The organism is Arachnia propionica (genome assembly GCF_003859805.1).
Taxonomy (GTDB): domain Bacteria; phylum Actinomycetota; class Actinomycetes; order Propionibacteriales; family Propionibacteriaceae; genus Arachnia; species Arachnia propionica_C.
Genome location: NZ_RQZG01000006.1, coordinates 83,383 through 102,891, shown reverse-complemented (window position 1 = coordinate 102,891; position 19,509 = coordinate 83,383). Strand labels below are relative to the sequence as shown.

18 protein-coding genes are annotated in these 19,509 nt (G+C 68.8%); 5 read left to right on the top strand and 13 right to left on the bottom strand.

The annotated features are described in order from the left end of the window. The first annotated feature begins 56 nt into the window (after positions 1-56). Together EII34_RS06770 and EII34_RS06765 are read left to right on the top strand one after the other, a co-directional pair. Positions 57-797, top strand: a complete 741-nt coding sequence (locus EII34_RS06770) for an ABC transporter ATP-binding protein (protein ID WP_124844236.1) — start codon at positions 57-59, stop codon at positions 795-797. Next, a complete protein-coding gene (locus EII34_RS06765; protein WP_124844234.1) occupies positions 797-3,325 on the top strand; it encodes an FtsX-like permease family protein in 2,529 nt (842 codons plus the stop codon). The genes EII34_RS06770 and EII34_RS06765 overlap by 1 nt, the downstream gene beginning before the upstream one ends. Before the next feature lie 213 nt (positions 3,326-3,538). Here EII34_RS06765 and EII34_RS06760 read toward each other — a convergent pair whose 3' ends face one another. Then, complete coding sequence (locus tag EII34_RS06760; RefSeq protein ID WP_124844232.1) at positions 3,539-6,034, bottom strand: ATP-dependent Clp protease ATP-binding subunit; 2,496 nt, start codon at positions 6,032-6,034, stop codon at positions 3,539-3,541. 157 nt (positions 6,035-6,191) lie between these two features. On the opposite strand from EII34_RS06760, the gene EII34_RS06755 reads away from it, so the two are divergent. Further along, a complete protein-coding gene (locus EII34_RS06755; RefSeq protein WP_124844230.1) occupies positions 6,192-7,487 on the top strand; it encodes a hypothetical protein in 1,296 nt (431 codons plus the stop codon). A 77-nt stretch (positions 7,488-7,564) separates the two neighbouring features. Here EII34_RS06755 and EII34_RS06750 read toward each other — a convergent pair whose 3' ends face one another. Then, positions 7,565-7,891 (bottom strand): histone-like nucleoid-structuring protein Lsr2, encoded by a 327-nt coding sequence (locus tag EII34_RS06750; RefSeq protein ID WP_124844228.1) that lies wholly within the window; start codon positions 7,889-7,891, stop codon positions 7,565-7,567. Positions 7,892-8,171: 280 nt separating this feature from the next. Between EII34_RS06750 and EII34_RS06745 the strand changes: the two genes are divergently transcribed. Next, the gene (locus EII34_RS06745; RefSeq protein WP_185711213.1) at positions 8,172-9,083 is read left to right on the top strand and encodes an NADH-quinone oxidoreductase subunit D-related protein; all 912 of its coding nucleotides are present in this window, start codon (positions 8,172-8,174) and stop codon (positions 9,081-9,083) included. 7 nt (positions 9,084-9,090) lie between these two features. On the opposite strand, the gene EII34_RS06740 is transcribed toward EII34_RS06745, so the two are convergent. The 8 genes from EII34_RS06740 to hpt form a co-directional block, all read right to left on the bottom strand. Further along, on the bottom strand, positions 9,091-9,720 hold the full coding sequence (locus tag EII34_RS06740) for a hypothetical protein (protein ID WP_124844224.1): 630 nt from the start codon (positions 9,718-9,720) through the stop codon (positions 9,091-9,093). 83 nt (positions 9,721-9,803) lie between these two features. Next, positions 9,804-10,304, bottom strand: coding sequence for a DUF3180 domain-containing protein (locus EII34_RS06735; RefSeq protein ID WP_124844222.1), 501 nt, complete (start codon positions 10,302-10,304; stop codon positions 9,804-9,806). Next, the gene (gene folK / locus EII34_RS06730) at positions 10,301-10,864 is read right to left on the bottom strand and encodes a 2-amino-4-hydroxy-6-hydroxymethyldihydropteridine diphosphokinase (protein ID WP_124844220.1); all 564 of its coding nucleotides are present in this window, start codon (positions 10,862-10,864) and stop codon (positions 10,301-10,303) included. Before folK ends, EII34_RS06735 begins: the two co-directional genes overlap by 4 nt. Then, positions 10,861-11,238 (bottom strand): dihydroneopterin aldolase, encoded by a 378-nt coding sequence (folB, locus tag EII34_RS06725; protein WP_221620220.1) that lies wholly within the window; start codon positions 11,236-11,238, stop codon positions 10,861-10,863. Before folB ends, folK begins: the two co-directional genes overlap by 4 nt. Positions 11,239-11,337: 99 nt before the next feature. After that, entirely contained in the window at positions 11,338-12,144 is an 807-nt protein-coding gene (gene folP / locus EII34_RS06720) for a dihydropteroate synthase (protein ID WP_124844393.1), read from the bottom strand. 20 nt (positions 12,145-12,164) lie between these two features. Further along, complete coding sequence (gene folE, locus EII34_RS06715) at positions 12,165-12,731, bottom strand: GTP cyclohydrolase I FolE (RefSeq protein WP_185711212.1); 567 nt, start codon at positions 12,729-12,731, stop codon at positions 12,165-12,167. After that, a complete protein-coding gene (gene ftsH, locus EII34_RS06710; RefSeq protein ID WP_260425069.1) occupies positions 12,728-14,719 on the bottom strand; it encodes an ATP-dependent zinc metalloprotease FtsH in 1,992 nt (663 codons plus the stop codon). Before ftsH ends, folE begins: the two co-directional genes overlap by 4 nt. A 125-nt stretch (positions 14,720-14,844) precedes the next feature. After that, positions 14,845-15,396: a hypoxanthine phosphoribosyltransferase gene (gene hpt, locus EII34_RS06705; RefSeq protein WP_124844214.1), complete on the bottom strand. Its 552-nt coding sequence runs from the start codon at positions 15,394-15,396 to the stop codon at positions 14,845-14,847. Between the two features lie 122 nt (positions 15,397-15,518). Here hpt and EII34_RS06700 point away from each other — a divergent pair, with 122 nt between their 5' ends. After that, positions 15,519-16,142, top strand: coding sequence for a flavoprotein (locus EII34_RS06700; protein WP_124844212.1), 624 nt, complete (start codon positions 15,519-15,521; stop codon positions 16,140-16,142). Here the strand turns inward: EII34_RS06700 and EII34_RS06695 are convergent. The 3 genes from EII34_RS06695 to EII34_RS16490 form a co-directional block, all read right to left on the bottom strand. Continuing rightward, complete coding sequence (locus EII34_RS06695; protein ID WP_124844210.1) at positions 16,094-17,071, bottom strand: class I SAM-dependent methyltransferase; 978 nt, start codon at positions 17,069-17,071, stop codon at positions 16,094-16,096. The genes EII34_RS06700 and EII34_RS06695 overlap by 49 nt on opposite strands. A gap of 17 nt (positions 17,072-17,088) precedes the next feature. Next, positions 17,089-18,018: an NAD(P)/FAD-dependent oxidoreductase gene (locus EII34_RS06690; protein ID WP_124844208.1), complete on the bottom strand. Its 930-nt coding sequence runs from the start codon at positions 18,016-18,018 to the stop codon at positions 17,089-17,091. 299 nt (positions 18,019-18,317) lie between these two features. Continuing rightward, entirely contained in the window at positions 18,318-19,412 is a 1,095-nt protein-coding gene (locus EII34_RS16490; RefSeq protein WP_260425068.1) for a glycoside hydrolase family 16 protein, read from the bottom strand. Positions 19,413-19,509: the final 97 nt, after the last annotated feature.

The following is a 19,509-nucleotide window of genomic DNA, read 5'->3' as shown; positions in this document are numbered from 1 at the left end:
CCGAAGGCCGCTACGGTGGATGCGCACAGGTGCTGACCTGGAGGAGAGGTGAAGCAATGGACAAACAGGCGGTCGCGGCTCGCACGCTGGAACTGACGAAGTCCTATCCCGTCGGTCCCGGGCGTGTCATTGCGGTCAAGGACGTCACCATGCAGATCCGGAAGGGGCAGCTGACAGCCATCTTCGGCCCCTCCGGCTCCGGGAAGACCCCACTGGTCAACTGCATGGCCGGGCTGGAGTCCGCCACCTCGGGAGCCGCCTGGATCGGTGAGCACAAGGTGACCGAGATGAAGGAGCAGCAGCTCACGAGGCTGCGTCGCAACACCGTCGGTGTCGCCTTCCGTTTCCCCACCCTGATCCCCACCCTGTCGGTCCGGGAGAACCTCAACCTTCCGCTGTCCATCGCCGGGCGGCGCCCCGACGACGCCTGGTTCAACGCCCTGGTCAGGGCCGCTGAGCTCGAGAACCTGCTGGACTCCCCCGCCGGGGAGCTTCCCGCCTCCCTCCAGCAGCGGGTCTCGGTCAGCCGGGCGCTCCTGCCACGTCCCGAACTGGTGGTGGCCGACGAACCCACCGGGAACCTCGCCAACGAGCCCAGCCAGGCCCTGCTCGACTTCATCCGACGCTGTGTCAACGACTTCCACGTCACCATCCTGCTCGCCACCCACGACCCGGCCATCGCGGCACGGGCGGACCGGGTGCTCATGATGTTCGACGGACAACTGGTCAGCGACATCAACCGTCCCTCGGCGATGGGGCTGGCACAACGACTGGCAGAGCTGCGCAGGAGTCGTTGATGAGGCAGCTCAGCTGGCACTCGTTCCCCGAACGGCTGGGTCGGGCAGCCCTGCTGGCCACGGTCGTCGCCGTGATGACCACCCTCATCGGGTTGTCGTTGTCCCTGTCACGGACCGTCTCGGTCACCGCCGAGGCCCTCGCCGAGCAGGGCAAGGCGGACCTGATGGTGCAGCCGACGACCTGGCTGAAGGTCGAGGACGAATCCGCCCTGCCCAACGTCCTGCTGTCCCAGGAGATGATCCAGGAGATCTCCCAGCTCGACGGGGTGGCCTCCGTCACCCCCCGCATCCTCGGTCGGGGCGTCCAGGTCATGTCCGACGACGGCACCGTCATCTCCTCCGCGATCGCCCCCACCGTGAGCGGTCTCCACGACGACTCGGAGCACAGCACCGTCGAGCTCACCGCGGGTCGGACCCCGGCTGCACCGGGTGAGGTGGTGCTGGATGAACGGACCCTGAGGGACAGCGGCCATTCCCTCGACGAGGAGGTCCAGCTCGTCCACGACTCCGCATCCACGATCCTCACCGCGAAGGTCGTCGGGGTGATCAAGGTCAAGGGACACGACTCCGGTTCCGCCTCGTTCGTCCTGTTCGGGCTGGAACAGGCCCGGCAGCTGTTCGTGTCGGGGAAGCAGGAGTGGAACGCGGTGGCACTGCACCTCGCCGAGGACGCGAACCGTGCCGACATCGCCTCCCAGGTCCAGAAGATCGTGCCGTTCGGTTACTCCGCCGAGTCCCCGTCGGCCATCGACCGCGCCACCCGGTTCTGGCTCCACCCGGCACTGACCACCGCCCAGGCGACGTTCACGGGGGCCGGGATCTTCCTGGCGGCGGTGGCCATCATCCTGACCAGCACCACCTTCGGTCGCCTGGCACGGCAGCAGCGGCAGGCCTTGGCCCAGGTGCGGGTGCTCGGCGCGAACCGTCGTCAGACGTGGGCCAGCGTGATGACCGAGGCGGCTGCGGTCTCCGCCGTCGGGGCCTTCGTCGGTGCCGTGGCGGCGCTGCTGCTCCAGGGGTGGATCCACGGCAGCGCCCTCGCCACCGGGCTGGACATCGGTCCCCTGGTGGGTCTGGACCTCGTCGGTTTCCTGCTGACCATCCTGATCGCGGTGGCGTGCACCCTCGTCGGGGCACATCCGCACGCGATGGCGGCCTCACGCGCGTACCCCGTGACGGCCCGGATCTCCGGGCAGCCGCCGAGGTGGCTCGGGGACGAGGCCTGGACCGGTCTCGGGTTGATGGCCGTGGGCTTCCTGCTGCTCCTCATGCTCCGGTTGGATCCTGCCCTGCCGATGCCGCTGGCCTGGGCCCTCTTCGGCGCCATCGCGCTGACGGGTGGCGCGGTGATCGGCTCCGCCCTGATCTGTCAGCCCGTGATGCACTGGTTGGGGGATCTCCTGACCGGTCCCTTCGGTGGGCTGGCGAAGGTGGCGACCAGCCAGGCCACCGGGCATCCCAGGCGGCTGTCCCTCGGGGTCTCGGCGATGCTGGTGGGCACGGTGCTGCTGACTGCCCCGACGGTGGTGGCCAGTTCCGGGGAGCGCACCGCCTCCGAACGGGTACCGCAGAGCTTCGCCGCCACCACACTCATCCGGAACGAGCGCGGTCACCACTTCACCCCCGCGATCGCCGCCGAGGTGGCCAAGGTCGACGGCGTCAGCGACGTCACCGCCGTCGGCATCTACGACGTCGAGACCAACCATGGTCCTGTGCAGGTGGCGGCTGCCGAGCCCGGGCACTTCCAGGCCATCTTCACCACGACGTTGCTCTCCGGGCGGCTCCCGGAACGCCCCAACGAGGTGATGGTCTCGGCCACGTACGCCCAGGCGACCGGGCTGAAGCTCTCGGACCTGTTCAACTACAAGGTGAACTGGAAACCTGCTGCCCTGCGGGTGGTCGGGATCTTCGACGTGGCCGGTGACGTGCAGCCCGCCCAGGCCGTCACCACCCGGGAGGCCATCGCCGAGCGCGGCCTCGATCCGTGGGACACGTGGGTGGGCTTCACCGCCCAGGGGAGCCCTGAGGAGCTCTCACGACAGCTCGAGCCCGTGTTCGGCAGCAACCCGCTGCTGGAGGTCGTGACCCCGGCGCAGCTCGGTGCGGAGCGGGCCGAGAAGATCAAGAACGGGGTGAACGCGTTCCAGGAGGTGGGCCGGTTCGCCTTCCTCGGTGGTCTGCTGGCGATCGCCCTGCTGCTGACGTTGAGTGTCATGGACCGTGAACGCGAGTACGGGTCCCTCCGGGTGATCGGGGCCGACGGGAGGCAGATCGGCATCATGCTGCTGGCCGAGGGTGCCGTGCTGTCGGTGCTCGGCGTGGGGCTGGGCACCGTCCTCGGGGTCCTGAGCGGCTGGGGTGTGCGCCACGTGCTGCTGCACCGCGGCTACTCGATCCTGTCCATCCCCTGGGGCGGTTTCCTGCTGTTCCTGCTGCTGGCGCTCCCCCTCGGGGCCCTCGCGGCCGCCCCCGCCGCACACCTGGCCTCCCGCACCGAGGTCACCGACAGCACCCCGGTCAACTCCTGAGCGAGCCCGGGGCCGGTTCCCCGCGGGGCACCGGGCCCGGTGGGTCAGCAACCCCGGACGGTCTGATCTCCTGCCCCTGCGACTCGTGCCGGGGTGGTCGTCGGTGGCTGTTGGACGCGGCCCGCGGACAGCGCTGAGGGTCGCAGCCGGGAACCCGGTGGGACGCAACTGGGCGTGCACCGTGCGGTGCACGCCCAGCAGGAGCAGAGGGGGTCAGCCCTCGGCGTGTTCTGGGGCAGGCGGCGGGGTGGGTTCCTTCGCCACACCGGTGAACCGGAACGGCAGTTCGGCCCCTTCCTCGGCCACGTCCACCTGGACGATCTGCCCGGCGGACAGCTCCCCGAAGAGGATCTTCTCCGCCAGCACGTCCTCGATGTCGCGCTGCAGGGCGCGACGCAGGGGACGAGCACCCAGCACCGGATCGAAGCCACGACGGGCGATGAGGGTCTTGGCGGCCGGGGTGAGCTCGATGCCCATGTCCTTGTCCGCCAGACGGGTCTCGATCTGCGCCACCATGAGGTCCACGATCCGCTCGATGTCGGCCTGGGTGAGCTGATGGAACACCACGACCTCGTCCACCCGGTTGAGGAATTCCGGGCGGAAGTGCTGCTTCAGTTCGTCGGAGACCTTTGCCTTCATCTTCTCGTAACTGGTGGCCTCGTCCCCGGCCCGCGAGAAGCCGAGATTGACGCCCTTGCTGATGTCACGGGAACCGAGGTTCGTGGTCATCACGATGACGGTGTTCTTGAAGTCCACCACGCGACCCTGGGCATCGGTGAGTCGGCCTTCGTCGAGGATCTGCAACAGCGAGTTGAAGATGTCCGGATGAGCCTTCTCGATCTCGTCGAACAACACGACGGAGAACGGCTTGCGCCGCACCTTCTCGGTGAGCTGACCGCCTTCCTCGTATCCGACGTAACCGGGCGGGGAACCGAACATCCGGGACGCGGTGTGCTTCTCCGAGTACTCGGACATGTCGAGTGTGATGAGTGCATCCTCGTCACCGAACAGGAATTCGGTGAGCGCCTTGGTCAGCTCGGTCTTGCCAACACCCGACGGCCCGGCGAAGATGAAGGACCCACTGGGACGCTTCGGGTCCTTCAGCCCGGCGCGGGTACGGCGGATGGATCGGGCCAGTGCCTTGACCGCGTCCTCCTGCCCGATGTAACGCTTGCCGAGCTCCTCCTCCATGCGCAGCAGCCGCGCGGACTCCTCCTCGGTGAGCTTGAACACCGGGATGCCGGTGGAGCCGGAGAGCACCACCGCGATCTCCTCCTCACCGACCACCGCCGGGATGTCGGAGTCGCCCTGCTTCCAGGCCTCCTCCTTCTCCGCACGCTGGGCCTGGATGCGGGTCACGTCGTCACGCAGTCGTGCCGCGGCCTCGAAGTCCTGCGCATCGATCGCGGCGTCCTTCTCCATCTTCAGCTTCGCGATCTGCTCGTCGAACTCACGCAGGTCCGGCGGTGCGGTCATCCGCTGGATGCGCAGCCGCGCCCCGGCCTCGTCGATCAGGTCGATGGCCTTGTCGGGCAGGAACCGGTCCTGGATGTAGCGGTCAGCCATCATCGCGGCGGCAGCCAGGGCCTCATCGGTGATGGTGATCCGGTGGTGTGCCTCGTACCGGTCCCGCAGCCCCTTGAGGATGTCGACGGTGAGCGCGACGGAGGGTTCCTCCACCTGGATCGGCTGGAACCGGCGCTCCAGGGCCGCGTCCTTCTCGATGTGCTTGCGGTACTCGTCCAGGGTGGTGGCACCGATGGTCTGGAGCTCCCCACGGGCCAGCATCGGCTTGAGGATGCTGGCCGCGTCGATGGCCCCCTCGGCGGCCCCGGCCCCGACGAGGGTGTGGATCTCGTCGATGAACAGCATGATGTCGCCGCGGGTCTTGATCTCCTTGAGCACCTTCTTCAGGCGCTCCTCGAAGTCACCCCGGTAGCGGGAACCCGCCACCAGCGCGCCGAGGTCCAGCGTGTAGATCTGCTTGTCGCGCAGGGTCTCGGGCACGTCACCGCGCACGATGGCCTGGGACAGGCCCTCGACGACGGCGGTCTTGCCGACACCGGGCTCACCGATCAGCACCGGGTTGTTCTTGGTGCGTCGGCTGAGCACGGTCATGACCCGCTCGATCTCCTTGACCCGACCGATCACCGGGTCCAGGCGGTTCTCCCGGGCGGCCTGGGTGAGGTTGCGGCCGAACTGGTCCAGCACCTGGGAGCTGGACTTCTCCGGCCCGGCCTCCGGGGCACCGGCCATGGAGGCCTCCTTGCCCTGGTACCCGGCCAGCAGCTGGATGACGGTGGAACGCACCCGGTTGAGGTCCGCACCGAGCTTGAGGAGTGACTGCGCGGCCACGCCCTCTCCCTCCCGGATCAGACCCAGCAGGATGTGTTCCGTCCCGATGTAGTTGTGGTTCATCTGCAGGGCCTCACGCAGTGACAGCTCGAGCACCCGTTTCGCCCGTGGCGAGAACGGGATGTGCCCGGTGGGCACCTGCTGCCCCTGGCCCATGATCTCGATGACCTGCTGACGGACCGCCTCCAGTGAGATGCCCAGCGACTCGAGCGCCTTCGCGGCCACGCCCTCACCCTCATGGATCAGGCCCAGCAACAGGTGCTCGGTACCGATGTAGTTGTGGTTGAGCAGCTTCGCCTCGTCCTGCGCCAGGACGATGACGCGCCGTGCGCGGTCGGTGAACCGTTCGAACATTCTCTTCCCTCCTGTGGCGTACGACGCGCCCGCGTCGACCCCACTCGCACCAGCTTAGTTCCCCACACCAACATTTCTTCAGTCCAGTCAGCCGGGGTCGTCCGAATCGACGACATCCCCTATAGTGAGACTCGTTCTCAATATTCAAGGAGGTTCCGTGTCCCCCACCCCGCCCACCGCCCGACCGGGGCTCTCCCGGCTGGCGCTGTGCAGCACACTGGCACTCGTCTGCACCCTCACCGGCGCACACACCTCGCACGCCGACGAGCCGGACAGCGGTGAGTACACCCTCACCCTCCTCCAGCCCGCCGACGGCCACACCGTCGCGGCCGCGTACGGGATCAACGAGTCCGGTGACGTCACCGGCATCACCCGTCCCGGCAGCGCCGCACAGCCGCAGCAGGCGGCGCTGTGGACCACCGGGACCACCCGGGCCACCGCCCTGCCCCAGCTCAACGACTCCCGTTTCGGCCGAGGCTTCGACCTCTCCGCCACCACCACCGTCGCCGGTGAGGCCTTCGACGCCGCCGGGGTCAGCGTGCCCGTGGCCTGGACCAAGGACTCCGTGGCCCAGCTGCCCTCGGTCTCCCCACTGGGGCGTGGCGTGGCCGTCGACATCGCCGAGACCGGCCGTGTGCTCGGGGTCGCCCATGACGGCGCGATGGGTGTGGCCTACGTCATCGACGGCACCACCCCCACCGCGCTGGCCGCTCCCAGCCCGGACGAGGGCACCCTCAGCAGCTACCGCGCAGCCGCCATCTCACCCGACGGACGATGGGTGGCCGGGGTCAGCTGGGTGGACGTCCCGCACGGCGACCACTCCCACCGCGAGAGTCTCCTCACGATCTGGCAGGACGGTCGCCCCATCACCTGGGAGCCCGAGGACCACGGCCCCGGCATCTCCCCCGCCGGCATCCTGGACTCCGGCCTGGTGGTCGGCACCGTGAAACCCCGGAAGCACGCCGTGGCCGCCACCTGGCGCGACGGCACCCTCACCACCCTGACCGACCCCGGCATCGAGGGCTTCCCGCACGTCACCGCGACCGCCGGCAACACCTCCGGGCTCATCGTCGGCACCGCGTCGAGGTTCGAGGGCAACTCCGGCTTCGGTGGGGCCGCCGTCGCCTGGCGTGACGGCACCCCGGTCGACCTCAACACCCTGGTCACCCTGCCGGAGGGAGTGACCCTGCAGGACGCCCGGGACATCAACGGCGCAGGGCAGATCGTCGGGACCGCCAGGACCGCGGAGGGCACCGTCGGTTACCTGCTCACCCCGAGGCGGACACCCGCCCCGACCCCCAACCCATCACCTGGCCCCAGCACCGGCCCGACCACTGCACCGGCACCGAGCAGTGCACCGACCGCTGCCCCCACACCGTCCCCCGGCGCGACACGGGGCATCCCGGCGCACCCCGCACCGAGCCGCCCCGGACTTCCCGGCACCGGGGACTGACAGGACGCAGGAGGGGCCGGGAGCATGCGCTCCCGGCCCCTCCTGCACGTCTGCGAGGCCCAGCGGGTCGACAGGGCTCAGTGAGCCGCCTCGTAGGCAGCCATCACGGCGGCCGGGATGCGACCCCGGTCGCTCACGACGTAGCCGTTCTCACGCGCCCAGATGCGGACGTCATTGGTGCTGGGCCCCTCGGCGGCTGCCCGACGACGATTGCCGCGCGGCTTGTTGCTGCGCACCCGGCGGGCACCGGCGATCCAGGGCTCCATGGCCTTGGTCAGCTTTGCGATGTTGGCCTTGCTCAGGTCGATCTCGTACTCGACACCATCCAGCGAAAAGCCCACGTTGCGCTCTGCCTCGGTGCCGTCGATATCATCCTTGAGCAAGATCTGGACCTCACGTGCCATGAGGGGAACTCCTTAATTCTTGGTCTGAGCAACTTTGGAATTGCGTTGGACATGTACGAGGACCACCATACCCTGAAATGGAAGAAAAGGAAGCATTGGGATGAACCAACCTTTGGCAGCCTTTGTCGGCGGCATTCCCTTCCCGGGTCGAACTGAACTCCCCCTGCCACCGCGCCATCCGGCCCTGACCGGCGTGGTGACTTTTGACCTGGACATCTCCGATGACGTCGTCCAAAAGGTCAGAATCGAGCCTGGTTGGCTGCACCGCGGTGCCGAAAAGTTGTTTGAAGTTCGTGACTACCGCTCACTCATCATGCTCGGCGATCGTCACGACTGGTTCTCCAGCAGCACCGGCGAGCTGGTCATCACCCTCGCCGTCGAGCAGGCGATGCGGCTGAGCCCACCCCCACGTGCCACCTGGCTGCGGACCCTGCTGGCCGAACTGGCCCGCATCCATTCGCACCTGGCCTTCCTCGGCATCGTCGACGAACGGGTCTGGCACGGGGTCGATGCCGTGCGGGAACTGCTCGTCGCCCTGTCCGGCAACCGCATCCACCCGATGCTCAGCCGCGTGGGGGGCATGGCCACCGATGCTCCCCCCGCCTGGCTCGACGCCGTCGCCGATGCCCTGCCCCGCCTGCGCACCATCGCCGACGGCGTGGCGGAGCGACTCGCCGCAAGCGGTGACCGGTTCCGTGGCGTCGCGGTGCTCACCGCCGACGACTGCCGCCGCTACGGGGTCACCGGCCCGGCCGCCCGCGCCGCCGGGATCGACCTGGACCTGCGCGTCCGGGGTGCCCTCGCCCGGCCCGAGGTGTTCCGACCCACCACCCTGCGCACCGAGGGCGACGCCCACTCCCGTCTGGCGATCCTGACCGAGGAGGTCCACACCTCCACCCTGATGGTGGAGGACCTGCTGGCGGCAGCTCCCGACGGCCCCGTCGAGACCCGGCTGTCACGACGCCTCAAGGTGCCCGAGGGGAAGCACCTGGCCGAGATCGAGGCCCCGTGGGGCCTGGCCTCGGCCCTGCTCGTCTCACGAGGCGGTCAGACCCCGTGGCGGCTCGCCCTGCGCACCCCCACCTTCCACAACGTCGCTGCGATGGAGCACGCCCTCATCGGGCTGCACCCGGCACAGATCCCCGACGGGATCGCATCACTGGGATACGCCGTCGGGGATCTGGACAAGTAGTGGGGCCTCAGGCCTGCTTGCGGAGCTGCTCCTTGCGGACGATGGCGGACATCCGGCCGAGGTCGACCATCGTCGGGTCCTCGTCCTCACCCCAGAGGTCCTCGGCGGGCGCCTGGGCGGGCCGCGGCAGCTCGACGACGTTCTCCGTCGCCTCCGCGATGGACTCCTCCAGTTCGGCCTCCAGCTCCGTGATGCGTGTCTGCAGGGCATCGATGCGAGCCTGACGCTCCGCCACCTCGCTGCGCAGCCACACGGCGTTGCCTCGCATCGAGCTGAGCTCCGAGTTGGCGGCACCCAGCTGGCGGCGCAGGGACTCGATCACCTGCTGGAGCTTCTCCGCACGGCCGTTGAAGCGCTCGATCATCTCGACCGAGTCGGCGTGGTGCTTCTGCGCCTGTTCCTTCCGCAACGCGATCTGACGGCGCACCTCCGTCTGGTGCTCGGCACGTTCCCGGCGCAGCTCACTCCACGCCACGAACACGGCGGCGAAGGCCATGCCGACGGCGAGGATCGCGCCGGCACGCACCAGCCACACCCCACCGAAGAGGGAGAGCACCACGATGAGGGAACCGACCCCCAGGATGGTGAGTGCGAGGGTGCGTTCCCTGGAACTGTCTGCTGCATGTCGTCCGGCCATGGACACAGGTTAGGGCCAGTTGACACGCCGAGGAACGCAGAAACGCCGACCGGCGTGTCATCCTCTCGGCCCACGGCCTCGGTTCAGGCCGGGTCGGCGGCGGGCTGCTCCCCGGCCGGTGGAGCGCCCTCGTCGTCATCGTCGTCCGCCACGCACTGCCGTTCCAGGTGCGACCCCACCCAGCTGAAGATCGCCGAGACCACGATGGTCACCACACCTCGCAGGGAGCGGGCCGCGGGGGCCTCCGCCGCAAGGTGCAGCAGGGAGCGCCCCACGTAGACCGCGTGCCCGCCCGCCAGCACCGCCCCGGTCATGATCATGGACTTCGCCGCGACCAAGGCCGCCACCGCCTCCTGGGGGCCGACCCGCTTCTCCTCCAACCGCGACGCCAGACCACGCGCGTACCAGTGGACGGCGACGGCGAGGGCCGCGAGGATGCCCGGCAGACTCCACGGCACCATCGGTGGGAAGGTGTTGAACGCGGCGAGGACGCTGAGCAGCACGATCCCGGCCAGGGCACCCGCCAATGCGGCCAGACCGACCTCGCGGCTGGTGGTCAGGGCCAGTTTCGGGGGCTTCGTCAACGCTGCGTGGGGTTGGTGATGACGATGTCGTCGCGCCGCCTCACCCCGGAGACGTCCACGTCCTCCACCAGCTCGGCGATGCTCCCCTGGCCCGCGATCTCCCCGGTCGGATCGATGTCCAGCCACGGCACCAGCACGAAGGCCCGCTCGTGGGCCCTCGGGTGGGGCAGCTCGATGCTCTCCTCGGAGATGCGCTTGCCGACCATGATGATGTCGATGTCAAGGGTGCGCGGTCCGTTCCGGACGGTGCGCTCCCGGCCGAAGCTCTCCTCGATGGCCTGGGTGCGGTCCAGGATCATCATCGGCTCCAGCGTCGTCTCCGCCACCACGACGAGGTTGAGGAAGTCCGGCTGCTCCGGGCCATCCCCCTCCAGTCGGGTCTCGTAGACCGGGGAGATGTCCACCAGGATCAGTCCCGGGGTCTCGGCCAGGTAGTCGACGGCCTCCTTGAGGATCGCCTCCGAGTCACCCAGGTTGGACCCCAGTGACAGCACCACCTTCGAGATGGGACGCAGGTTGCCGAGGGTGTCGACGTCGATGTCGAAGGGGCCGTTGCTCATGATCTGCTCCTGGTGATCGTGACTGAGATGTCAGTGAAGTCGTGGGGCACGGGGGCCTCGGGCTTGTGGACCGTCACCCGGACCTGCTGCACCGGCGGTGCGGCCAGGCACCGGTCGGCGATCCGCCCGGCGAGGGTCTCGATGAGCTGGCAGGGCTCGCCCTCGATCTCCCGGCGGACGACGTCGGCGACCTCGGCGTAGTTCACCGTGGCCGCCAGGTCGTCACGACGCGTGTCGATCCGAAGACCCAGCTCGACATCCACCACGAAACGCTGCCCGTCACGTCGCTCCTCGGGGAACACCCCGTGGAACCCGACGGCGGACAGCCCGGTGATGGCGATGACGTCGATGCCCCTCACCTCCTCAACTGACACATGGGGATCGTGGCTGAAGCTTACCCGCGCCTCCAACCCCGGGCATCACGAGGCCCCTCCCGAGAGGGAGGGACCCCGGCACGGCCAGCGCAGAGGAGGTCACGAGCCCCGGGGCGGGGAGGGGAACTGCTCGCTGCGGAGTTCCCGGGCCACCGCGATGGCGTCCAGCTGGGCACGGACCTCGTGGGTGCGCACCGCCCAGACCCCGTGCAGCGCGCACCAGGCCGAGACCGCCGCCGTCGCCTGGTCCCGCTCCTGCGGGTCGTCGCGGCCCAACAGCTCCCCCAGGAACCGTTTCCGACTCACCCCCACCAGCACCCGGTGCCCGGTGGCCCGGAACAGGTCGAGACGGCGCAGCAGCTCCCAGTTCTGCTCCCCCGTCTTGGCGAAACCGATGCCGGGATCCAGGATGATCCGCTCCGGGGCGATCCCCGCGGCGACGGCGGCATCGCGACGCGCCAGTGTCTCGGCCAGCACGTCGGGGACCACGTCGTCGTAGTCGGCGTGCCGCTGCATGGTGGCGGAGTGGGCGCGCCAGTGCATCGCGACGTAGTCCACCCCGAGCTCGGCGACGGTCCTGAGCATCCGCTCGTCGGCCAGGCCACCGGAGACGTCGTTGACGAGCACCGCCCCGGCCGCCACCGCCGCCTCGGCCACCTCGGCGCGCATCGTGTCCACGGAACAGGCCACCCCCTCGGCGGCCAGTGCCTCGACCACCGGGACCACCCGCGCCAGTTCCTGTGCGAGCGAGACCCGTCCGGCACCGGGTCGGGTGGACTCGCCCCCCACGTCGACCAACGCCGCCCCGTCGGTCGCCAGACGCAGGCCGTGCGCGACGGCGGCCGGCAGCGTGTCGTGGCGCCCTCCGTCGGAGAACGAGTCCGGGGTGACGTTGAGCACCCCCATCACCACCGTCGTCACGGTGCTCACCTGCCCAGGATGAGGCTCATCGCCTCCGCCCGGGTCGCCGGGTCACGCAGCTGACCCCGCACCGCGCTGGTGATCGTCCGGCTGCCCGGCTTGCTGACCCCTCGCATCGTCATGCACATGTGCTCGGCCTCCACCACCACGACCACGCCTCGCGCGCCGAGGTGCTCCACCAGGGCGTCGGCCACCTCGGAGGTGAGCCGCTCCTGCACCTGCGGGCGGCGGGCGTAGACGTCCACCAGCCGCGCCAGCTTCGACAACCCCGTCACCCGGCCCGCCCGCGGGATGTAGCCCACGTGGGCGACCCCGGTGAAGGGCAGCAGGTGGTGCTCGCAGCAGCTGGTGAGCCCGATGTCACGCACCAGCACCAGCTCCTCGTGGTCGATGTCGAAGGTGGTGGCCAGGATCTCCGACGGGTCCTGCCCCAGCCCGGCGAACAGCTCCGCGTAGGCCCGGGCCACCCGCTGCGGGGTCTCCTGCAGACCGTCGCGGTCCGGGTCCTCCCCCACGGCCAGCAGGATCTCCCGCACGGCGGCCGCGACGCGGGGCTCGTCGATGTTGTTCACCGACGGTCCCCGGGGGAGGGTGGCCCCCACTGCCCCGGAGCGGGCGGGGTCGGGTTCGGCTGCGGCACGGGTGGGGTCGGGGTCGCGCGGGGCGGGATCATCGCGGGTGGCACCTCCACCGGAGGCACCGTCGAGGGGATCCGGGCATCGGACCCGGTCCAGGCCGGGCGACGGGGGCGTCGCTTCAACGGCTTGAACACCTCCGCGACCTCCGCCTTGTTGAGGGTCTCCTTCGCGAACAGCTGGCGCACCAGCTCGTCCAGGACCTCCCGGTTCTCCACCAGGACGTCGAAGGCCTCCTGGTGGGCCGCGTTGATGAGCTTCGCGACCTCCTCGTCGATGACGGCCGCCGAGGCCTCGGAGACCTCCTTGCTGGGTTGCGCGCCACGCATCCCCATGAACGGCTCCGAGTCGCCACCGCCCAGCTGGACGGCCCCGACCCGTTCACTCATGCCGTACTGGGTCACCATCGCGCGCGCCACCTTGGTGGCCTTCTCGATGTCGTTCTGCGCCCCGGTGGTGGGGTCGTGGAAGATCAGCTCCTCCGCGGCCCGGCCCCCGAGCATGTAGGCCATCTGGTCCAGCAGCTCGCCACGGGTGCGGGAGTACTTGTCGTCGTCGGGCATCACCATCGTGTAGCCGAGCGCCCGCCCTCGCGGCAGGATGGTGACCTTCTGCACCGGGTCGTTGCCGGGCATCGCGGCCGCGACGAGGGCGTGCCCACCCTCGTGGTAGGCGGTGATCAGCCGCTCCCGGTCGTTCATGAGACGGGTGCGTTTCTGCGGCCCTGCGATGACCCGGTCGATGGCCTCGTCGAGCTGCGGCTGCCCGATGACCTCCAGTCCCAGGCGGGCCGCCAGCAGCGCGGCTTCGTTGAGCACGTTCGCCAGGTCCGCCCCGGAGAAGCCGGGGGTGCGACGCGCCACCTGGTCGAGGTCCACGTCACCGGCCAGCGGTTTCCCGGAGGCGTGGACCTGCAGGATGTGGGCGCGTCCCGACAGGTCGGGGGCCTCGACGGCGATCTGCCGGTCGAAGCGTCCGGGACGCAGCAGCGCCGGGTCCAGCACGTCGGGCCGGTTCGTGGCGGCGATGAGGATGACCCCGCCGCGCACGTCGAAGCCGTCCATCTCCACCAGCAACTGGTTGAGGGTCTGCTCCCGTTCGTCGTGACCGCCACCCATCCCGGCGCCACGATGACGACCGACGGCGTCGATCTCGTCGATGAACACGATGGCGGGTGCGGCCTCCTTGGCCTGCTCGAACAGGTCACGCACCCGGGAGGCACCGACACCGACGAACATCTCGACGAAGTCGGAGCCGGAGATGGAGAAGAACGGCACCCCGGCCTCCCCGGCGACGGCGCGCGCCAGGAGGGTCTTGCCGGTCCCGGGTGGGCCGTAGAGCAGCACCCCCTTCGGGATCTTCGCACCGAGCCTCTGGAACTTCGCGGGTTCGGCCAGGAACTCCTTGATCTCCTCCAGTTCCTCGACGGCCTCGTCGACACCCGCCACGTCGGCGAAGGTGGTCTTCGGCATGTCCTTGCTGGCCAGTTTCGCCTTCGACTTGCCGAAGCTCAGTGGCCCACCGGCCCCACCACCGCCGACCATCCGCATCACGAAGAAGAACCCGGCGACGAGCAGCAGGATGGGCAGGAAGGTGTAGAGCATCGAGGACAGGAAGCTCGGGGTGGGGTTCCTCGAGACCCACTTCTCCAGGGTTCCGGCGGAACTGCGCTGCTTGAGGATCTCGACGAACTCGTCGACCTGGCGGCCGACCCAGCTGGACTGGAGGCGTTCCCCGGAGGCGGTGGTGATCTGGATCACCTGTTCACCGTCGACGAGCACGACCTCCTTGAGTGCCTCGTCGCCGTTCAACGTCGCGACGATCTCGTTCATCGGGACGTCCTTGAAGCCGAACACCCCGGAGACGAGCTGCATGGCCATCGAGCCGAGCAGGATGAGCAGGATGATCCACGTCAGCCACCCCATGGGGCTCTTCAACATTTTCTGCAAGGTCTTTCAGTCCCCTTGAAGGTGAGAGGTCGAGCGCTGAAAGACTACCAGCGCACCCCAACAGTGGACGGATCGCAGGCGAAGGGCCTCGGGGCCGGTGCTCAGTGGTGGACGTGCGGGGCGAGGATCGCCAGGTCGCGCAGGTTGCGGTACCGCCCGGCGTAGTCGAGGCCGTAGCCGACGACGAACTCGTTGGGGATCTCGAAGCCGACGTACCTGACCGGGACCTCGATCCTCGCTGCGGCGGGTTTGCGGAACATCGCCATGATCTCCAGGCTGGCCGGGTTGCGGCTCGCGAGGTTGGACATCAGGTAGCTGAGCGTCAGCCCGGTGTCGATGATGTCCTCCACGACGATGACGTGGCGGCCCTCGATGTCGGTCCCCAGATCCTTGAGGATGCGGACGACGCCGCTGGACTGGGTGCCGGAGCCGTAGGAGGAGATGGCCATCCAGTCCATCTCGACGTGGGAGGTCATCTCCCGCTGCAGATCGGCCATCACCATGATGGCCCCGTTGAGGACCCCGACGAGCAGCACGTCCCGGCCTGCGTAGTCGCGGTCGATCTCCGCGGCGATCTCGGCCAGACGCGCGGCGATCTGGTCGCTGGTGTAGAGGATTTCGGACAGGTCGGACTTCACATCGGCTGCATCCACGCCCGGGATTCTATCCCCTGTTCCTTGTCATGGGGGCGTCGAACAGCCGTGATTCGCGGCCTTTGGCCATCGGTCATTCTCCCGACTTGATTCCGTCCCGGGACAGCAGTCAAACTCTCATCATGAGTGATAATTATTCTCATTCGAGTGGGTCTCCTCGTTTTCTCATCGGCGTCGCCGGCTCCATGGCCGCGTCGCGCGTTCCCGCCCACCTGGACATGATTCGCGCCACACTCGGGGGAACCATCACCGTGGTCATGACGCACACCGCAGCCCAGTTCGTCCCCCCTCAGATGTTGCGGCTGTCGGCAGAGCGCGTCGTCCACGGCGAGGATCCCGTCGACTGGCCCACCGATCGGCCTTCCCGGCTCGCGGGTGACCATGACCTCGTGGTCGTTCTTCCCGCAACCGCCCACATGCTGGCCGTGGCCGCCCACGGCGCAGCCCCCAACCGGTTGGCGACGGTGATCCTCTCGTCGCCACGGCCAAGTGTCTTCTTCCCTCACATGGGCGCCGCCATGTGGGAGAAACCCGCGGTACGACGCAACGTCGAACAGCTGCGCGCCGACGGTCACCATGTCGTGGACCCGGTGTGGGAGGAGGCCCACGACATCGTGACCGGCGAGATCCACCGCCATCCCGCGCTGCCCGACCCGGAACGAGTGGTCGCTGAGCTGCAACGTCTCCTCGCCCATCATCAGGACTTGCGGGCCACCAGGACGCACAGGGGTGAATCGGTCAGCTGATCCACGCTCTCGACGACGAGTCCGGCATCCTCCAGCCACCCCCGGTAGTCCTGCTCACCATGGGCATCGCCTCCCATGGTGGCCACGAGCATCTGGACACCGAAGGCCGCTCCGACCGGGCCGCGCTCCCGCAGATGGCTCACGATCACCACCGCCCCGCCGGGAGTCACCACCTCGGCGACCCGCTGCAGCAGGGTCGCGACGCGGGGAGGATCGAACATGTTCGTCACGGTCGACAACAGCACCAGGTCGACGTGGTCACCGGCCAGTTCCCGGTGCATGTCCGCCGCGACGAGGGTGACCGGCTCGAACTCGGGCCTCGTGCGCAGGTGCTCGATCACCGGTGGCAGGTCCTGGAGCGTCACGGCAGCACCTCGCTCGACCAGCGCCAACGAGTACGCCCCATGACCACCCCCGAGATCGAGGACACGGGGGCGCTCGGCCGTTGCCCGGGTACCGAGCGCCTCCCAGCACAGCGCGGTCACAGGGGCCACCGCACCCCTGGTGGCCAGGTGGAGCAGCCTCAGCCCCACCGGTGCGGGCAGCCCCTGCGGGGCAATCGGTGACGTGGCGTGACGGTCACGCAGGCGGGGCCCCAGATTCGCCGCCCAGCGTCGTATCCAGACCCCGTGCTGCGCGAGCACCGTCACCTCGTCCTCGGTCAGCCTGGGTTCGTCCCAGGTGAAGCGTCGACCGTCACGACGGAGAACCCCCCAGGCGACCAGCACCTGCAGACACGCGGCCACGGCGTCGGCATCCAGGCCCAGGTCGGCTGCGACTTCATCGACGTCGCCCGGTATCCGCTCCAGGACACCCGCCCCGTGAACGGCCTCCAGACTCAACAGCAGCCGCCAGTCCACCAAGTGGTCCGGGGCGGCCATCGCCGTGAGCTGATCATGGTCGAGGGCTTCGGACAGCTTCGGGTGCATCAAGGCTCCTCCAGGGCTCAGGCGGGCGTGGTGACGTCGCCGGTGTCGGCGGCCACGGCCAGGGCCACATCCTCCATCGTCAGATCGTGGTTCATCGCGAATCCTGCCGCCGACCCCTGGCCCGCGGCGGTGATCACCTGTGCGCGTGGATCAGTGCTGTTGCCGGCCGCGTACACCCAGTTCACGCTCGTGCGCCAGTACTCGTCGACACGCAGGAATCCCCGATCGTCACGATCGCAGCCGAGACCCGTCAGGAACTCGTCGCGGGGACGCATCCCAGGCGGCAGGAACACCACCTCGCAGGGGTGCACCGCACCTGCCACACGCACTGCGCGCAGCATGTCATCCTCGACGACGACGCCCTCCACCTCGCCCTCGACGATGTGGACACCACGGGCATCCAGCATCGCCCGCTGTTCGTCGGAGACCTGCTGAGTGTGGCTGAACAACGTGACCTGCTTGCTCCACTGACGCAGCAGCAACGCATGGTGGACCGCCCCCGGGTTCACGCCCAGTACGGCGAAGTCGCGCTCGGCCACCTCGTAGGCGTGGCAGTAGGGGCAGTGCAGCACGTCGCGGCCCCAGCGTTCGGCGACACCCGGAAGCGGGGGCATCACGTCGACCGCCCCGGAGGCGGCCAGGACCCGGCGGGCCTGCAACGACCTGCCGGATGCCAGGTGAACCGTGCGGTCCTCACCGACCGAGACGACCCGGTCGTCGAGGATGGTCGCACCATGGGCCACCACCTCGGCCCGTCCTCGGGTGAGGAACTCCCGGGGGGAAAGACTGTCATTGGAGAGGAAACCCCGCATCTGCTGGGCGGGGGCGTTGCGCGGTTCACCCGCATCCACCACCACCACGCGGCGACGTGAACGTGCCAGGAGGAGGGCGGCGCTGAGACCCGCGGCCCCGGCGCCGATGACGATGACGTCGATGTGCTCTTCCATGGTCTTCCCTTCAGCGGTTCCTTCGGTGCGGGGTCGGGATGCCGTCCATGGCCCCTTCTTCATATGAGACTGATACTCAGTCTCATATGAAGAAGGGGCCATGTCAAGGCATGAGGAATCGCCGGACCGAGCAGCACCCCTGCGGGGCGACGACACCTCGCCGCCACTGCGACCACGGCCCGGGCCACCTGCCGCTGAGGTGACGTCCGTCGCGCTGCGGATCATGCCGGACACGATGCAACCGGGCGGGAGGGAGGAGCCGAGGCTCCTCCCTCCCGCCCGGTGTGCTGTGTCGGGTCCTATCCGCGGGTGTAGTGGGCCACCCAGTCGATCTGGACGTCGGAGAGCCCCGGGGTCTCCGGACCCGGGACGCCGTTCGGCACCGTCTCGTACTGGGCCTCGGAGCCGTTCGGGTCCATCGCGCCGGTCTGGATCGCCAGGAACATCTCCTTGTCGGTGATCCAGTTCTTCTCGATCCGGCCCCATTCCTGGCCGTCGATGGTGAAGATGATCTCGGTCTCCTCCACGATCACGCCGTAGGTGTGCCAGTCGTGCATGCTGTGGTTGTCGAAGAACCGGTGCTCCTGCTTGTTGTCAGGATCCCAGTGGTAGACCCCCATGACCTCCGGGCCGTTGACCCGCCCCTCGGCGAAGTCGATCTCCGGCGGCCAGCCCTCGTCCTTCGGCCACAGCAGGAAGACGTACCCGATCCCCTTCGCCTGGGGCATCCGGGCGCGCACCTCCCAGCGACCACGCGAGGCGGTGAACACCTGCTTGGTGGACGCACCTCCCGCACTCCACTGACCGTTCTCGTACTTGGTGCGCACCAGCATCTCCCCACCCGAGGTGAAGGTGTTCTCGATGGCACGGAATCCCATCGCACCCTGTCCCACGGCCGGGTTGCCCCACCCGTAGCGTTCCCAGCCGGTGTCCTCGATCGATCCCTCGAAGCCCTCGAAGTAGTCCATCCTCCAGCCGGGGATCTCCGCGGACTCCCTGCCCTGACCACTCCCGGCACCGGCGGTGACGTTCTCCCGCTGGACGACGTTCTGCGCCCGGCTGGTCCTGTTCTGATCACCCTGTTCCTTCGGCCGTGGCGATGGTGCCGGCTCCGATGGTTCGGCCTCGGTGGCAGACGCGTCGGTCCCCTCCGCCGTCGCCTGCTCGGTGCCGACATCCTGCTGCCCGTCCGTGACGGGCACGGCCTCGCTCGGTGCGTACGGCAGCTCGGCGACCGCCGGTTCCGGTTCAGATTCCGGTTCCAATGACGCACTCCGGGCAGGTGACGCCGAGGTGGCCGAGGGTGCCGTCCTCGCGACGGGCTCGACCACGGGTTCGGCGACACTCGACCCACCTGTGGTGCTGATGGCGACCGTGGCAACTGCCGAGGTCACCGCCAGTGCGGCTATGGAAACAAGAATTCTCCTGTGCATGTCCCTCCCAAGGTTGTTTCGGCCGCCACCCTAACCCAGCACCGAGGACAGCCAAACC

Bases quoted from the DNA above. Each gene is read 5' to 3' on its own strand.
- EII34_RS06770 (WP_124844236.1), top strand. From the start codon at position 57: ATGGACAAACAGGCGGTCGCGGCTCGCACGCTGGAACTGACGAAGTCC.
- EII34_RS06690 (WP_124844208.1), bottom strand. From the start codon at position 18,018: ATGGAAGAGCACATCGACGTCATCGTCATCGGCGCCGGGGCCGCGGGT.
- folP (WP_124844393.1), bottom strand. From the start codon at position 12,144: ATGGGGGTGCTCAACGTCACCCCGGACTCGTTCTCCGACGGAGGGCGC.
- EII34_RS06695 (WP_124844210.1), bottom strand. From the start codon at position 17,071: ATGCACCCGAAGCTGTCCGAAGCCCTCGACCATGATCAGCTCACGGCG.
- ftsH (WP_260425069.1), bottom strand. From the start codon at position 14,719: ATGGGGTGGCTGACGTGGATCATCCTGCTCATCCTGCTCGGCTCGATG.
- EII34_RS06740 (WP_124844224.1), bottom strand. From the start codon at position 9,720: ATGGCCGGACGACATGCAGCAGACAGTTCCAGGGAACGCACCCTCGCA.
- EII34_RS06765 (WP_124844234.1), top strand. From the start codon at position 797: ATGAGGCAGCTCAGCTGGCACTCGTTCCCCGAACGGCTGGGTCGGGCA.
- EII34_RS06700 (WP_124844212.1), top strand. From the start codon at position 15,519: ATGAGTGATAATTATTCTCATTCGAGTGGGTCTCCTCGTTTTCTCATC.
- folK (WP_124844220.1), bottom strand. From the start codon at position 10,864: ATGAGCAACGGCCCCTTCGACATCGACGTCGACACCCTCGGCAACCTG.
- EII34_RS06750 (WP_124844228.1), bottom strand. From the start codon at position 7,891: ATGGCACGTGAGGTCCAGATCTTGCTCAAGGATGATATCGACGGCACC.
- EII34_RS06760 (WP_124844232.1), bottom strand. From the start codon at position 6,034: ATGTTCGAACGGTTCACCGACCGCGCACGGCGCGTCATCGTCCTGGCG.